Consider the following 15,898-nt stretch of genomic DNA (forward strand, 5'->3'; position numbering starts at 1 on the left):
CAGTCCAACATCAAGATGGCACCTTTTGGGTGCCCTCATATCCTCCTGCTTTTTAACCTGCTTCAGCAGAGAGGACGTTTGGGGAAGCAGGAGGGATAAATCCTAATCGTTGGGCAAACAAAGGAAAACATATGAAATATACCCATTGTCATCCCATAGATATTGAAAAAAAAGGCTGGCATGTGCCGTTGAAATCCTCCACTCGGAGGGTATGAAAAAACAACATAAACACAAGCCAGCCGGACATAGGTATACAACCTTGAAACAATTGTGCAATCTGATTCCCGGACACATGGTGTCGAGCCTTGCGCAGAAGCATGGCGTGGACATTCAAAGCCGGACGTACACGCCGTGGAGCCATGTGGTTTCTTTGCTGTACGCCCACTTCTCCCATGCACTCGGACTCAACGATGTGTGCGACGCGCTCCAGATGAACGCGGCGGCGCTCTCTACCATCCGCGGCGCGGTTCCTCCGTCGCGTAACAACCTGAGCCACGCGAACAAGATCCGCAACGCGGACATGGCCGAAGAGCTCTACTGGTGCATGATGAAGCATCTGATGGATACAGTCCCGGGCTTCGCGAAGGGCAAGGTTCGGCGCGGATACCTCCGGCGCTTCAGCAAGACGATCCATGCGCTGGACTCGACCACGATCCAGCTCGTCGCCAACTGCATGGACTGGGCGAAGCATCGCCGCCGCAAGGCTGCGGCCAAGTGCCACCTGCGCCTCGACCTGCAAAGCTTCCTGCCCCGGTGCGCCATCATCGACACGGCGAAGCACCATGACAGCACGATGACCCAAAGCCTGTGCGCCGAGCTCAAACCCGGTGAAATCGCCGTGTTCGACAAGGCCTACAACAAGTTCAAGCATCTTTTCGAGCTGACGGTGCGCGGTGTCTGGTGGGTTGGCCGGGCGAAGGACAACATGCAGTACAAGGTGGTGCGCACCCTCGAAACCACCGGGCACAAGCGCATCCTGCGCGACGAGGTCATCGAGATGGTGGTCGAAGCATCGAAGAAAGCCTATCCGTGCGAGTTGCGCCGGGTCGTGGCGCTGGTCGAGATTAACGGCAAGGATGTCGAAATCGCCTTCATCACCAATCACCTGGAGTGGAGCGCGTGGACGGTCGCCGAACTCTACCGTTGCCGCTGGGACATCGAGGTGTTCTTCAAGGAGATCAAGCAGACGCTCCAACTCTCCGACTTCCTGGGCTACAGCGCCAACGCCGTGCGCTGGCAGATCTGGATGGGGCTGCTGGTCCACCTGCTGATGCGCTGCCTCGCGTTCATGCACGGATGGGAGCACAGCTTCAAGCGGCAGTTCACTGTTGTGCGCGCGGTGCTTTGGCGCCGGTGGAACCTGCCCGCCTTGCTGGATTCCTATGGGACAGCCAAACCGCCCGGCCGCATACGGGGTGCGCCGGAACAGGCGTATCTGCCGGGGTTTGTCTAAGAGCTGTGGGACAGCCATATGCACAAAGCGCGGAACCATGGTTAACCTTCAACAAAAAATCGGAATTGACTAAATGAATCGGACATCAGAAACCTTAACAAAAACGGGGTTTTACTCTCCGTCAGCACCACCTATGGGATGAATGTGAAATATACCCACACTTTATTAATGACTTTTATATTTTTCGCGATAACAAGTGTTCATGCATTTCAGCCCGGCAATACTGTTATAAAAGAATGCCCACAGTGCAAAGCGGAGCTACAACAAGACACAACACTTTCTGGAAATACATTTGGTGCTAAATTTTGGACTGATGGAAAAAGGGAGGCACCAATGCTGCCTGATCGCCCACGTATCGTTAAATGTCCGAAGTGCTCCACGTTTGTTTGGATTTATGACGCAAAAAAATTAGGACAAATAGAGTCTCGCAGGCGTAATGAAGGTAAAGCAGAGAATTCATGGTCAAACTCCGTATCGACTCTTGAGCTGACAGAAAAGGAATTCCTCAAGTATGCTGAATCAAAGAGTCTATCTAAAGACAAGGAATTATATGTAAGACAAAATGCTTGGTGGATGGTAAACGACGCTGTTCGCCGGAATGGTGAGCCAATAACGCTTTCATCAGAACAAAAAGCCAATATGGTTAGCCTTTTAGATGTATTAAACACAGAAGATCCTGATCAACGTATAACGAAAGCAGAACTCTATCGAGAGCTGGGAAGGTTCGAAGATTGCATTTCCATGCTTAATCATCAGTTTAAGCAACCCAACTACACTAAAGTGGCAGAGTTTATCCAACAACTTGCAGAACAAAAAAACACTCAAGTCAAAGAAATAAAATTTGACTAAAAGCCCAACAAGAAAGTAGAGCCTACTTGGACAACGCCCGTTGATTAAGTCAAAGTTGGTTTCCCAAGCGGCTCACTTTGAACGTTCGATACGGAAAGGATAATATGAAGCCATTATTAATCTTATTCATCTCTTACCTCGCAATTGGAATCTGCTTTGCAGGGAAGCGAAACACCCCCTCCAGCAGCGAAGTCAAAGCTGCTATGAATAAAGCCGGGCCAGAGCACGTTTTCGCTAACAGAGATGGTTCTCCAAGAAAAACGGATGTGAAGCAGATAGGCTCGATTGAGATTGAGGATTCCTATCTTCATGTTTTCTCAGTCCGGCTTGCTGAAGTTAAAAATAGGTATCGCACAGCGATTTTCGACAATGATGGAAACTATTTGGGTCATTACGAAGTAAAACCTACTGATGTAGATGGGAAATTTATCGCATTTCAATTCGGCCCACACTCCGGTCTAATGGATCCTCCGCTAATGTTTTCCGTCTCCATTCCAGTAACCGAAGAGGCTTTATGGGATACCGTAAAACACGGATATATTGGAAGCGGTGCCGATTCCCGAAGCTTGTCTTTTGAGCGGGCTCCGGGATACACGAACCAACCAATATTTATGCCCGGTAAAATCCGGGAGTGGACATTGAAGCACCCGGGAAACAATGCTGAGGAAAAAATCAGAGCTTACTATATCATGCATGACAGGTCTGCAAAACTTGTAGCGTTTCTGAGCGAAGACAAGAACTCGGTCTTTTGCGTTGGTTTTGGTGCTTTGATCCGCGAAGAGCAGAACTATTTGAGAAAGCTAGAAAAAAAATGATGATCGAGCCAGCGGCGTCAGCCTACCCGGCGAAGGGGTCGGCGAAGGCGGCTTAACTAAGCGCCATTCTACTCTGACCCCTCGTGTTCTACACGTCCATCCTGAAAAACCAGCCGGGATGGACAAGGTACGTTCGTTCACCGTTTATGCTCTCGTCAAATAGGTGTTCAATTCTCCCGAGTCGCCTTGCGGCGGGATGGCAGTGATTTTTCCTTCCCCTTTTCCTCTATTTGCCTGCTTGACTTCCAAACGCCTGCTTTCTATGGTCTCCCGCTCTTTTGAACTTGGGAAAGGAAGAGAGATGCCGTGTAATACGGCGTTTTCCCATAATTTGTTGCCTGATAGTGTAATGGAAGCACATGTGACTTTGACTCACAGGGTCCAGGTTCGAACCCTGGTCGGGCAACCATCTTTTTTAAAGTGACGGCGGAATGAAGATAATATCGGGTACAGGACATCGGGCATTGGCCGAGCGCATTGCAAGCGCGGCGGGCGTTGACTTGTGCGAAGTCGACATCACGCGGTTCCCCGACGGGGAGATCTTCGTGAAGATCGTGGACAATGTCCGCGGCGACGACCTGTTCATTGTCCAGTCGGTCTCGATCGAGCCGAACAACTACCTGATGGAGCTGCTGATCATGATCGATGCCGCCAAGCGTGCATCGGCCGACCGGATTACGGCGGTTCTTCCTTATTATGGCTATGCCCGCCAAGACCGCAAAGACCAGCCGCGCGTACCGATTACGGCCAAGCTGGTGGCCACGTTGCTTGAAGCGGCCGGTGCCGACCGCGTACTCTGCTGCGACCTGCACGCCCAGCAGATCCAGGGCTTTTTCGAAGTTCCGGTGGATCATCTCTATGCTTCGCCCGTCATCGTTAAATACCTTCGTTCGCTGGAGCTGGACGACCTGGTCGTGGTTTCGCCGGATGCCGGCGGCCTGAAAATGGCGGACGCCTATTCCAAGCTGCTCGGGGCCGGCATTGCGCTGGTGGGCAAGCAGCGCAAGAGCGCCGAGGACGTCGAGGCCAACCATCTGGTCGGCGAGGTCGAAGGCCGAAACACATTGCTCGTCGATGATATGACTTCGACGGCCGGCACGCTTACCGCGGCCGCAAAACTCTTGAAAAAGGCCGGAGCGAAATCGATCCGCGCCGCAGTGAGCCATTCGCTGCTGACGCAGAAGGGGATCGACCGCCTGATTAATTCGCCGATCGACGAGCTGGTGACCACCGATACGGTTCCCCAGCGCGAGTGGTCGGATTTCAATGTTACCGTACTGTCGGTGGCTGACATATTGGCGGAGGCCATCTGCCGCATCCACAACGACCAATCCGTCAGCTCGCTGTTCAGGGTTGATAATTAGGAGAGAATCATGGAAGACACAAAACTGATTGCAAAGAAGAGAGACCTCGAAGGTTCGAGCAACGTACGCCGCATGCGCAACGCCGGCTCGTTGCCGGCTGTGATCTATGGCGATGACAAGGAATCCGTTTCCGTTGAACTCAACATGCACGAGTTCGAGCAGGTGCTGCACCATTCCGCCAGCGAAAGCATCATTATCGATGTCGAAGTTGAAGGCGAAGGCGTCACGTCCGTCCTGATCAAGGACGTTCAGCACCATCCGGTGACCAGCGACCTGATGCACGTGGATCTGTTCCGCGTAACCGCAGGCCAGGTGCTGGCCGTCGATATCCAGCTGGAGCTGGTGGGCGAAGCGGCCGGTGTGAAGGCCGGCGGCACACTCGACCATGTCATGCACAGCATTGAGGTCGAATGTCTGCCCAAGGATCTCGTCGAGAAGATCGAGATCGATGTTTCCGAAATGGGCATCGGCGATGCGTTGCACGTTTCCGACCTCCAACTGGGCGCCAAGTTCAAGGCCTTGGTTGATGAAGACGCCATTGTTGCCGCGGTTGCGGCGCCGCGCGTCGAGGAAGAGGAAGACGAAGACGGGTCTGCCGCTTCCGAGCCGGAAGTGATCACCGAGAAGAAGGACGAAGAGTAGCCCGCATCGTTGATGCGGGAAATTCGGAATCCGGATATCTAATTTGGGGATTTTACTGTTGAAGCTGGTCGTTGGACTGGGGAATCCCGGAAAAGAATACGAGCGCACGCGCCACAACATTGGATTCATGGTTGTGGAGGAACTTGCCCGAAGGCAGGGCGTGGTGTTCAGGAAAATGTTTTGGTTCCCCGCCCGGCAGGCGAAATGCCGGATCGGGGAGCACGAGGTGCGGTTGGTACTGCCGACCACCTACATGAACCGCAGCGGCAAGGCCGTTTGGGGCGCCATGAAAAAATGGCGCGCCGAAGCGGCCGACACCGTGGTGATATACGACGATGTCGATCTGGAGTTCGGCGGCATCCGCGTCCGGGCAAAGGGTTCGGGCGGAAGCCACAACGGCATGAAGTCGGTGCTGGAGTGGCTGCAGACCAAGGCGTTCCCGCGGGTGCGGGTGGGCATTGGCCCCAAGCCGGACGGGGCCGACATGATCGGGTTCGTGCTCGGCGGCTTTGCCGAGGAAGAGCTTTTGAAGTTGGAAAAGGTTGTCGAACGTGCCGCCGATGCGGTAGAAACCATCTTTTCCGTCGGGACTGAGCGAACCATGAACGAGTTCAACCAGTTGCAGATAGGTTAAGTTAAGGAGTAAAACATTATGTTGTACGAAGGATTGTTCATCTTTCCGGAGGTGTTGGACGAGGAAGGTCTCGACCAGGCTATCACCCGGGTGAAGGAAGAACTGGAAAAGCTGGGTGGCTCGATCGAGAGCACAACCCGCATGGGAAAGAAGACCTTTGCCCGTCCGCTCAAGAAGCAGAAGGCCGGTCTCTACGTGGTTGCGATGTTCAACATCGATGGCACCAAACTCGACGCGTTCAAAGCGCGCCTGAAGCTGGCGACCAACGTGTTCCGCCACCAGTTTGTGCAGGCCAGCGAAATTGTGGAAGAGGTCGCCCAGGAGGCGTAGGACGATGGCCAGCTACAACCGGGTCTTGTTGATGGGGAATCTTACGCGTAATCCGGAAATCCGGTATACGCCGTCGGGAACTGCGGTTGCCGATTTGGGATTGGCCATTAACGAAAACTTCAAAAACAAGGCGGGGGAAATGGTTGAACAGACCTGCTTTGTGGATGTGGTGGTGTGGGGACGACAGGCCGAGACCTCGTCCGAATATCTCCACAAGGGATCCTCGGTGTTTGTGGAAGGCCGGCTTCAGCTGGACCAGTGGGAAAACCAACAGGGCGAGAAGCGCAGCAAGTTGCGCGTTCGCGCCGACCGCGTCCAGTTTTTGGGAACCCCGGGAAAAGGAACCGAATTTTCGGCGGCACCCGTCGATTCCGTCCCGCCGCCGGCCCCGCCGGCGGAAGATGACGATGATGATGTGCCGTTTTAAGAAAGGGATATAACTATGATGCGTCGTAGCAGAGATAGAGATGATTACAAGCGCGATCCGGAGCTCCTCCGCGGGGTTACCTCGATCGATTACAAAGATGCCGAGCTTCTCAAGAAGTTCATGACCGACCGGGGCAAGATTCTTCCCGGCCGCATCACCGGTGCCAATGCCCAGCAGCAGCGCCAAATCAAGAAGGCCATCCGCCGTGCGCGGGTTATGGGCCTCGTTCGCTAAAAAAGGAGTTGGCAAAATGGCTACAGAAGTTTTGTTGATGGATCAGGTCGAAGGCCTGGGTATTGAAGGGGATATTGTGAAGGTTGCCGACGGCTACGCCCGCAACTTCCTTTTCCCGCGGGGCATTGCCACCGAAGTTACCGAGGGCAAGAAGCGCCAGATTGAAAAGAAGCGTGCCGAACGCCTCGTTCAACTCGAGAAGGAAAAAGGCGCGGCCGAAGAGCTCGCCAAGAAGATCGCGGGCATCGAATGCACCATTTCCGCCAAGGTGGGCGAAACGGGCAAGATGTTCGGTTCGATCGGCATTCCGCAGATCCTCGAAAAGTTGACCGAAGCCGGGCTCGAGATCGATCGCCATAAGATCGTGCTCGCCACACCGCTTCACGAGCTTGGTGTTTTCGATGTCGAAATCAAGCTGCACCCCGAAGTCTCCGGTACCCTCAAGGTTTGGATCGTAGAAGATAAATGATCCCAGGGGATCCAGGTGGTCTGAGAATCCCCCCGCACAGCGATGAAGCCGAGCGGGGGGTTTTAGGTTCCATTCTGCTCGATCCTCAAGGTGCTCTTGACAAGTGCTTGGCAAAGCGTCTAGGCCCCGATAGTTTTTTCGATCGGCGGCACCAGGCGCTTTTCGAGAATCTGGTGGACATGAGCCAGGCCAATATGGCGATGGATGCCATCACCATCGGCGAGTGGCTCAAGGACAAGAAAGCCCTCGACAAGGTCGGGGGCTACGATTATCTCGTCCAGCTCCAGGACAGCACCCTTGTTCCCGCCCACGTCGAGTTCTATTGCGACATCGTGATGGAAAAGCGGCTTTATCGGATGCTGATTGAAAAATCGTCCGAAATCATCGATTCCGCCTACCAGGGCGAAGAGGATGCCAGCACGCTGGTCAGCGAAGCCGAAGCCAACCTCTTCAAACTCAGCGAGCACGGCGCCGAACAGATTCCCGATTGGAAAGACTCGGTGCTCCATGCCTTCAAGGAGGTCGAGAATGCCGATCCCAACCAGCTCGTCACCGGCGTAACCACCGGTTTCATCGGCCTGAACGAACGACTCGGTGGTTTGAACAAGACCGACATGATCGTGCTCGCCGCCCGTCCCGCCATGGGCAAGACCTCGCTGGCGTTGAACATTGCCGAAAACGCCGCGCTCGGCCTGCATGGCGATCCGGTTCCGGTGGCGGTGTTCAGCTTGGAAATGTCGCGCGAGCAGTTGGTGAAACGTATGCTGTTCTGCAACGCCCGCCTGCCGATGCACCGCGCCAAGGGGCGTGGCCTCACGCCGGACGAGCACGCCAAGCTGACCTCGGCGGTCGACCGCCTCTCCAAGGCCCAGATCTATATCGACGACACCCCCGGCCTCGAGGCGGTCGAAATGCGCTCGCGGGCGCGCCGCCTGAAAAGCCGCTATGGGATCAAGCTGATCGTGATCGACTACCTGCAGCTGATGAACTATTCGAAGTTCGCCAAGGATGGCCGCCAGCGCGAAACGATGGCCATTTCGGGGGCTGTCAAAGGCATGGCCAAGGAGCTCGATGTTCCGGTCATCGTGCTTTCGCAGCTCAGCCGTGCCGCGGAAAGCACCGGCGACAACATTCCCAAGCTCTCCCACCTTCGCGACTCGGGGGCGATCGAGCAGGACGCCGACATGGTTTGGCTACTGTACCGTCCCAGCTACTATGAAAAAGGCGACAACCGCAACAGCGACAACCTCGCGGTGCTCGATGTGGCGAAGTTCCGCCATGGCGCCACCGGCGAAGTGAAGCTGTCGTTCATACGCGAATACACCCGTTTCGAAGACCGCGCCGAGTTTGAGGACGACTATTCCCACGACGAAGAATGATTTCCCATAGTATGGAACCTTTCATGAAAAAAGCCCTAGTCCTGTTCACCGCCTTCCTGGTTGCCGCATCGTTGCAGGCGGAAACCATCAAGGATATCCGCATCGTCAACCAGTCCGGCGAATCCTACACCATGAGCTCGGTCGCGGCCTTCACCTCGTTCCAGGTGGGCGAGCAAGTGCCCGACCGCGAAACCATTCTTTCCGAGATCGCAATCGATGTGAACCGGATGCGCAAGTCCGGGCGCTATTCCTTCGTGAATGCCCGCATGGATGTGGAGGCCGATGGCGTGGTCTTGGTCTACACCGTGGTGTCGAAGCACCGCCTGCGCCGCATGGAGATCGTCGGCGGGCCGAAAAGCGGCGGAAGAATCCGCAAGAAATCCGAACTCGAAATCGGGCAGTTCGCCGACGACGCAACCTTCGAGCTGGCCGCCGCGAAAATCAAGGAGGCCTACCGCGACTATTGGTATCCGGACGTCGAGGTCTCCTGGAAATCCAAAACCAACGACGAACTCGGAACCGTTGACGTCACCTTCAAGATTGAAGAGGGCGACAAGCTCGCCATCAAGAAGATCGAGTTCGAGGGTAACGACATCATCGAGGACAAGAAGCTGAAGAAAGTGATTCAGCAAAAGCAAAAGTCCTGGTTTGCGCCCTGGTCGTGGATCACCGGTTCGGGCAAATACAAGGAGGAGGTGGTCGATGCCGATGTCTTCGCCCTCAAGTCGTTCTACATGAACAACGGCTTCCTCGACATCAGCGTTTCCGAGCCGGAGCTCGACGTCTCCAAACCGAAAAAGTCGCGGCTGGTGTTCAAGATCGACGAAGGGCAACGCTACCGCATCGGGAAAATTTCGCTTTCCGGCATGGAAAAGTATGGGGAGCGGGAGCTCCGCCGGACGGTCCGGTTGCGGCAGGGCGACATCGCCGCCTATGAAAACATCGAGGCCGGCAGCGAAGGCATCCGCTCCTACTATGGCAACCGGGGCTATGTGCGCACCGTCGTTCGCCCGGTCTACGACGCCAACGCCCAAACCGCCGTTGTCGACATCACCTACGAAATCACCGAGGGCGAGATCGGCTACATCAACGCCGTCAACATTGGCGGAAACGAACGAACGATCGACAAGGTGATCCGCCGCGAACTGGTGATCTATCCCGGCGAAAAGTATAACCGCAGCCGCGTGCTCACCTCCGAAAACCGCCTGCGCAACCTGCAGTATTTCGAAATCGTCACCATCAACCCGGAACAGGCGGGCGAGGGGAATAAATACGACCTCAATGTGCAGGTGAAGGAAAAGGCAACCGGCTCGTTCACCGCCGGCGTCGGCTTCTCGAGCGTGGAATCGCTGATGGGCTACGTTGAATTGTCGCAAGGCAACTTTAACTGGAAGACCTGGCCGCCGATCGGGGCCGGCCAAAAGTTCAAGATCCGCGCCACGCTCGGTACGGAGCGCAACGATATCGACATCTCCTTCATCGAGCCGTGGTTCCTCGACCGCCAGCTCTCGTTCGGCATCGACCTGTTCCACCGCGAAGTGAACTACTTCTCCGATTCATACGACCAGAAGAACGACGGCATGCGCCTCTCGCTCGGCAAATCCCTCTCGCGCTTCACCCGCGGAAACCTTTCCTACAGCCTCGAACAGTTCAATGTGTTCGATGTGGCCGATACCGCCTCGCAGGCCATCCAGGACGAGGAGGGCCGCCGCCTGAAAAGCGGACTTCAATATGCGTGGTCGTTCGACTCGCGCGACCGCTTCTTCGATGCCACCCGGGGCAACAAAACCATCGTCACCCCCTTCATGGCCGGCGGCCCGCTGGGCGCCGAAACCGATATTTTCGGATTGCGCGTCAAGTCGACCCATCACTGGCCGCTCATCTGGGATATGATCCTCAATGTCCGCGGGGAGATCGAATCGGTCGAGGCCTATGGCGACAGCAAGGCCAATGCCGGAACCTATGGCGACGGCGTGCCGATTTTCGACCGTCTCTTCCTTGGCGGTTCCTATAACCTGCGCGGCTATGAATACCGCGACGTCGGCCCCACCGACCCCGACACGGAGGATCCGGTCGGCGGCAACAGCAAGGGCTACTGGACTGCCGAGGTAACCTATCCCATCTGGAACAAGATCCGTGGCGCCGTCTTCTACGACTGGGGCTTCGTGAATGTCGATTCCTGGGATTTCGACCCCTCGAACTACGCCGACGACTGGGGCATCGGCCTGCGGTTGCAGATTCCCGGCTTCCCGCTGCAGCTCGACTATGCCTGGCCGATCACCTTCGACGAGCGCTACCTCGACGACAAGGGACGCTTCAACTTCCTCATCGGCCACACGTTCTAAGGAACGTTCAGTCCACCGCCACCTTCACCACCACCTTGTGGATCGGGCCTTTGCCGATGCAGGGCAGGTGCGCATCGGTGGGCAGGAAAACCGCGAACGAGCCCGGCGGCACCTGCACGATGCTCTCCGGCGAACCCTCAAAAAACTCGAGGTCTTTTTCCGCGTCGTAGTTTTCGGAAGGGGCGACGTCGGAGCGCGGGCTCCAACCCATCGATTCATCGCCGCTGATCACATATTGGATATCGATGTATTTGCGGTGGCCTTCCAGTTTGCCTTCCTCCACGGCGCGCCCGTCGCAACGCTGGACGATGGCAAAGACCAGCTCATCCGAAATTTCATATGTCCCGTCGGCGAGCTCGGCAATGCCCGGTTGGTCGAGAAAGCCGAAGCCCTCGGAGATTCCTTTTTTCAATCCAGTATATTTCGCGGCGTTGTCGAGTGTGTCCAGTATCATGCCCATTCCTCCTGTTAAATTTATATTTAGTTTTGCATGAGCCAATGCCAATTCCAAGTTTAAGAAATAAAAAGGGATGCGGGTCATCAATTTTGCCGGGGCAACGGCACCTACTCGTGCGATGTCTGCGTCAATCGCACCAACATGATCCGCACTGTTGGAGGGGCGAGTTCCACCTCGACCTACACCTGCGACGATGACAACCGATTAACTGGTATCAGTGTTCAGGTGTGAACACGTTTGCGTATGATTACAGGAGTCGACGATACTTCCGCTCCAAGCCCTCCGATTTGACCTGCCAAAAAGGGGTCAAAAAAGGTCAGCCGAAGAATCTTAGAATCAAGGATTATTGAAAGGACAAGTGGTCAGGCCGCCTAATTCGTCATATTGAATCGAAGCTCAGCATTTCCCTGCTTCTCTTCGTTCAAGACACGAAAGCCCCGCTCCGTTGGAACCGCCCATCGATCCTGTCCATCCGGTGATTCAGGCAGACACATTTTGAGGCAGAAAGATGCGGTGCCGGGGATAGGGTCGCTCGGGGAACGGCCGGGCGGACGGTCGACAGAACCGGGGCGGCGATGGATGGTTGCCCGTTCGGCGGGGAGGCGGGCCGCCTGCGGTACAGTAAGCGGGGGCGCCAGCAATACCGTTGCTGGGAGGTTCTGGCGTTCCACCCTGTTGGTCGTCCGCGAACCTTTCGTGATGTGTGGTGCGTATCCCGATTCATTGACTGCATCGACATTGTCCTCTGCAGCTTCCTGCGCTTAACCCCGATTTTCGGACCACCGGCTTAAGTGGAACCTGCGTCCTCAACATGGTACAAAAGGACGCATGGAAATGGGAAGAAAACGAAGAACATTCACGGACAAGTTCAAGGCCAAGGTGGCGATTGAGGCCATCAAGGGCGTGAAGACATTGGCGGAGCTGGCATCGGAATATCAGGTCCATCCGAACCAGATTTCGGATTGGAAGAAGCAGTTGCTTTCGAATGCGCCGGATCTTTTTGCATCGGGGAAAAAGAAGCAGGCTCAAACGGAAGAAGAGCTTACGGCTCCACTTTACGAAGAGATCGGGCGTCTGAAGATGGACGTGAAGTGGCTCGAAAAAAAGCTATGAGCCTGCCGCTTTCAACGCGCCGCAGCTGGGTGGAGCCCGGCACCGATTATTCGGTTCGGCGGCAGTGTAGGCTCGCAGGCGTCCCCAGATCGGGCTTCTACTACGACCCCGCCCCGGAAACGCCGGAGAACCTGCTTCTGATGCGTTTGATCGACGAGCAGTATCTCCGGCATCCGGAGTTCGGCTATCCACGCATGACGGACTGGTTGCGTGATCAAGACTATGATGTCAATCACAAGCGGGTCGCCCGCCTCATGCAGCTGATGGGGATTCAGGCCATCACGCCCGGTCCGCACACGAGCAAGCCCGCCCCGAGGCACAAGATCTACCCTTATTTGCTGCGCAATGTGGACATCGAACGGGTGAACCAGGTTTGGAGTACGGACATCACCTACATCCCGATGCGGCATGGATACATGTACCTGACCGCCGTAATCGACTGGTACAGCCGCTATGTGCTCGCCTGGGAGCTCTCAAGCACCATGGAGAGCACGTTCTGCGTTGATGCGCTGGAGCGTGCGCTGACGCAGGGGAATCCGGAGATATTCAACACCGACCAAGGAAGCCAGTTCACCTCGAACGCCTTCACCGGTGTCCTGTTAAACGAGAACATCACCATCAGCATGGACGGGCGAGGCCGGGCGTTGGACAACGTATTCATCGAACGACTGTGGTGGTCGGTGAAGTATGAGAAAATCTATCCCGCATGCTATGCCGACGGGCATGCGTTGCATCGGGGCCTTGACAGCTATTTTAAATATTACAACCACGAGAGGAAGCACAGCGCTCTGGACAAACGCACCCCCGCCGAGGTATTCATGGAAGGAGCAGTCAGAACATGATCGCAAGTGATGCCGTCGCTGCGCTCCGCCCTCGGCCCTCCGGGCCGCCCCTTCGGGGACGGGCTCCGCTCCGCGACGGCATCATGGAAGGGCGGCTCGTTGGCCGCCAGAACACGGAACAGGGAACCGCAGGTTCCACCTTAAGTTCACCGATCCGTGGTTTAAGATTGGGGGTAGGCGCATCCTGGCTGAAAAATAAATGAAAGAAAATGGGCGGCGATCGACTGAATTTAAAGGTTTATGGGTTTTTAACCGTTGGCCTGGGTGCACCGAATGGGCGCGCTTTTGGTTTTCATGGGGAAAAATATGAAGCTTAAAACGGTAATGAACCACTAAAATCACACAATTCACGAATCGCAATCTGCGTATCCCGCGAAGATGGCAACCGAATGAAAAAAACCACGTACTCACCTTGCAAGTAATAGTTCGGATAGCGAGTTGAGCTAATGTTTTCGTGTGTTTGGTGTGTTTCGCGGTGATTCCATTCCCGCATCTAGGATGAATGATTTGCGTAATGGGACGGGGCCTGGGGTGGGATGAAAATGTCTTAATAACCGTTGATTATTGCGGGAAAAGGCCTAAATTGGGGTTGTAAATAAGATGTAAATTAAATTTGAGTGCCGGGCGGGTATGCCACCGGTTCTGGTTGGGTTGGAGGGATGCGCGGCAAACGTGCCCGTAACGCGCCGAGGTGGATTCTAAAGGGTTGATGCGGGGCAGGAGCGTTTGAGGCTAAATCTGTTGGCACCGAACAGGGGGAAAGAAGATGAACACATGACTATTTATGACTATATCGTGATCGGGGTTTATCTGGTCTTCATGCTTTCGCTGGGGCCGATCTATAAGAGCTTCAGCAAGACGGCCTCCGACTTTTTCCGCGGGGGCGGCGGCATGCTCTGGTGGGTAGTCGGCAGCAGTGCGTTCATGACCACGTTTTCGGCATGGTCGTTCACCGGCGGCGCGGCGAAGGCCTACGAGACCGGAACCTATTTCCTGATCCTGTTCGTCTGCAACATCGTTGCCCTGCTTTTCTGCTTTTTCCTCACGGCGGCCAAGTTCCGGCAAATGCGGGTGGTGACGGCGGTGGAGGGCATCCGGAAGCGCTATGGGCCGGTCAGTGAGCAGGTCTATACCTGGCTGCCGCTGGTTTTCCAAACCTTCATGGGCGGCGTCATGCTCTACACGATCTCCGTTTTCATGTCCGGCGTGTTTGGCCTGCCGATGGGGGGAATCATTGTGGTTATGGCGGTTGTTGTGATCGTCATGACCCTGCTGGGTGGATCGTGGGCGGCCACCGCCGGCGACTTTGTCCAGATGCTGGTGGTACTGACGATTACGATCAGCATGGCGCTTTTGACCTTGAAGCATGAGCAAATCGGCGGCTTTGGCGGATTGATGCGCAATGTGCCGGATTATCATTTCGAATGGACGGCCTTGGCCCGTCCGTGGGTGATCGTCGCGTTCGCGGTGACGCTGATGATTAACCAGGTCACGATGATGAACAGCATGCTCACGGGCGCGGCGCGCTATCTGTTCGTGAAGGATGGCAAGGATGCGCGCAAGGCCGTGCTGATTTCGATTGCCGGCTTTCTGCTGCTGGCGCCGGTCTGGATGATTCCGGCCATGGGATCGGCGGTCATTTTCCCGGACTTGTCCGGGCTTGAGCAGTTTTCGCAGTTGAACAACGCGAATGAGGCGGCCTATGTGGCCATTGCGATGGAGCTGTTGCCGCAGGGTCTGCTCGGCCTGCTTGTTTGCGGGATTTTTGCGGCCAGCCTGACGTCCATGAACAGCCTGCTGAACGTCTATTCCGGCACCTTCGTGCGCAACTTCTATATCCGGGTCATCAACAAGGAGGCTTCGGAGCTGAAGCAGATTTTTGTGGGCCGCGTGTTTATCCTCATCTATGGGTTGATCTGGATGCTGGTTGCGTTGTGCTTCAAGGACATGAAGGAAATCAAACTCTTCGACCTGATTCTGAAAGCGACCGCCATGATCGGCCTGCCGACGGCCATGCCGCTGACCTACGGCATGTTTTTCAAGAAGACGCCGGAGTGGGCGGGCTGGGGCACCATGGTGGGCGGTTTCATCATGGCGGCCATCGCCAAGTTCGGCTTCACCCATGAGTGGATGCAGGGCATTTGGGGGCAGGAGGCGGCGCTTTCAAAATATGAGCTGGCCGACTTGAACCTTGCGCTGACCACGGGCTCGATCTTCATCGTTTGCAACATTATCTATTTCGCCTCGATGTTGTTCCATAAAAACGTGAAGCCGGAATACAGCGAGCGCGTCGAAGCGTTCTTTGAAGAACTCAACACGCCGATCGACCGGTCCAAGGACCATGAACCGGATTACGAGAGCGACAAGCGGCAGTACAGCGTGCTGGGCAATCTCTGCCTGGCCTATGGGCTGCTGACGTTGCTGCTGTTGGCGGTTCCCAACGAAATGCGCGACCGCCTGCTGATTCTGGCCTGCGGTGGTTTCGTGGTGTTGGTCGGTGTGATCCTGCGGGCGGCAAGCCTGAAAACAAAAAGGACTGTTTGAT

The 15,898-nt window shown here is 55.6% G+C and carries 15 protein-coding genes and 1 tRNA gene; 15 read left to right on the forward strand and 1 reads right to left on the reverse strand.

What is annotated here, in order from left to right; genetic code table 11:
- The first annotated feature begins 211 nt into the window (after positions 1-211).
- From E9954_RS19165 to bamA, 13 genes are all read left to right on the forward strand, one after another.
- Positions 212-1,453: an IS4 family transposase gene (locus tag E9954_RS19165; protein WP_136077916.1), complete on the forward strand. Its 1,242-nt coding sequence runs from the start codon at positions 212-214 to the stop codon at positions 1,451-1,453.
- Between the two features lie 144 nt (positions 1,454-1,597).
- Complete coding sequence (locus tag E9954_RS19170; protein ID WP_136080892.1) at positions 1,598-2,302, forward strand: hypothetical protein; 705 nt, start codon at positions 1,598-1,600, stop codon at positions 2,300-2,302.
- A gap of 104 nt (positions 2,303-2,406) precedes the next feature.
- Entirely contained in the window at positions 2,407-3,117 is a 711-nt protein-coding gene (locus E9954_RS19175) for a hypothetical protein (RefSeq protein WP_136080893.1), read from the forward strand.
- 335 nt (positions 3,118-3,452) lie between these two features.
- Positions 3,453-3,526, forward strand: a tRNA-Gln gene (locus tag E9954_RS19180).
- 22 nt (positions 3,527-3,548) lie between these two features.
- Entirely contained in the window at positions 3,549-4,481 is a 933-nt protein-coding gene (locus E9954_RS19185; RefSeq protein ID WP_136080894.1) for a ribose-phosphate diphosphokinase, read from the forward strand.
- 9 nt (positions 4,482-4,490) lie between these two features.
- Positions 4,491-5,123 carry a 50S ribosomal protein L25 gene (locus tag E9954_RS19190; RefSeq protein ID WP_136080895.1) on the forward strand — a complete coding sequence of 211 codons (633 nt, stop codon included), beginning with the start codon at positions 4,491-4,493 and terminating at the stop codon, positions 5,121-5,123.
- Positions 5,124-5,166: 43 nt separating this feature from the next.
- Complete coding sequence (pth, locus tag E9954_RS19195) at positions 5,167-5,757, forward strand: aminoacyl-tRNA hydrolase (protein WP_222847243.1); 591 nt, start codon at positions 5,167-5,169, stop codon at positions 5,755-5,757.
- Between the two features lie 18 nt (positions 5,758-5,775).
- A complete protein-coding gene (gene rpsF, locus E9954_RS19200; protein WP_136080897.1) occupies positions 5,776-6,087 on the forward strand; it encodes a 30S ribosomal protein S6 in 312 nt (103 codons plus the stop codon).
- 4 nt (positions 6,088-6,091) lie between these two features.
- A complete protein-coding gene (locus tag E9954_RS19205; RefSeq protein ID WP_136080898.1) occupies positions 6,092-6,514 on the forward strand; it encodes a single-stranded DNA-binding protein in 423 nt (140 codons plus the stop codon).
- Positions 6,515-6,529: 15 nt separating this feature from the next.
- A complete protein-coding gene (gene rpsR / locus E9954_RS19210; RefSeq protein WP_222847244.1) occupies positions 6,530-6,748 on the forward strand; it encodes a 30S ribosomal protein S18 in 219 nt (72 codons plus the stop codon).
- Between the two features lie 16 nt (positions 6,749-6,764).
- Complete coding sequence (gene rplI / locus E9954_RS19215; RefSeq protein ID WP_168442410.1) at positions 6,765-7,217, forward strand: 50S ribosomal protein L9; 453 nt, start codon at positions 6,765-6,767, stop codon at positions 7,215-7,217.
- The gene (gene dnaB, locus E9954_RS19220) at positions 7,214-8,596 is read left to right on the forward strand and encodes a replicative DNA helicase (RefSeq protein ID WP_136080900.1); all 1,383 of its coding nucleotides are present in this window, start codon (positions 7,214-7,216) and stop codon (positions 8,594-8,596) included. The genes rplI and dnaB overlap by 4 nt, the downstream gene beginning before the upstream one ends.
- Before the next feature lie 23 nt (positions 8,597-8,619).
- Entirely contained in the window at positions 8,620-10,941 is a 2,322-nt protein-coding gene (gene bamA, locus E9954_RS19225; protein ID WP_168442411.1) for an outer membrane protein assembly factor BamA, read from the forward strand.
- Positions 10,942-10,948: 7 nt separating this feature from the next.
- On the opposite strand, the gene E9954_RS19230 is transcribed toward bamA, so the two are convergent.
- Positions 10,949-11,395, reverse strand: coding sequence for a YhcH/YjgK/YiaL family protein (locus E9954_RS19230; RefSeq protein ID WP_168442412.1), 447 nt, complete (start codon positions 11,393-11,395; stop codon positions 10,949-10,951).
- Between the two features lie 837 nt (positions 11,396-12,232).
- Between E9954_RS19230 and E9954_RS19235 the strand changes: the two genes are divergently transcribed.
- Positions 12,233-13,353, forward strand: a protein-coding gene (locus E9954_RS19235) for an IS3 family transposase (protein ID WP_407947718.1) whose coding sequence is annotated in 2 segments (ribosomal slippage) — positions 12,233-12,496 and positions 12,499-13,353 — 1,119 coding nt in all. Because the reading frame shifts where the segments join, the coding sequence is not laid out codon by codon here.
- 774 nt (positions 13,354-14,127) lie between these two features.
- A complete protein-coding gene (locus E9954_RS19240; protein WP_136080903.1) occupies positions 14,128-15,897 on the forward strand; it encodes a sodium:solute symporter family transporter in 1,770 nt (589 codons plus the stop codon).
- Position 15,898: the final 1 nt, after the last annotated feature.

The organism is Pontiella desulfatans, from assembly GCF_900890425.1.
Classification (GTDB): Bacteria; Verrucomicrobiota; Kiritimatiellia; order Kiritimatiellales; family Pontiellaceae; genus Pontiella; species Pontiella desulfatans.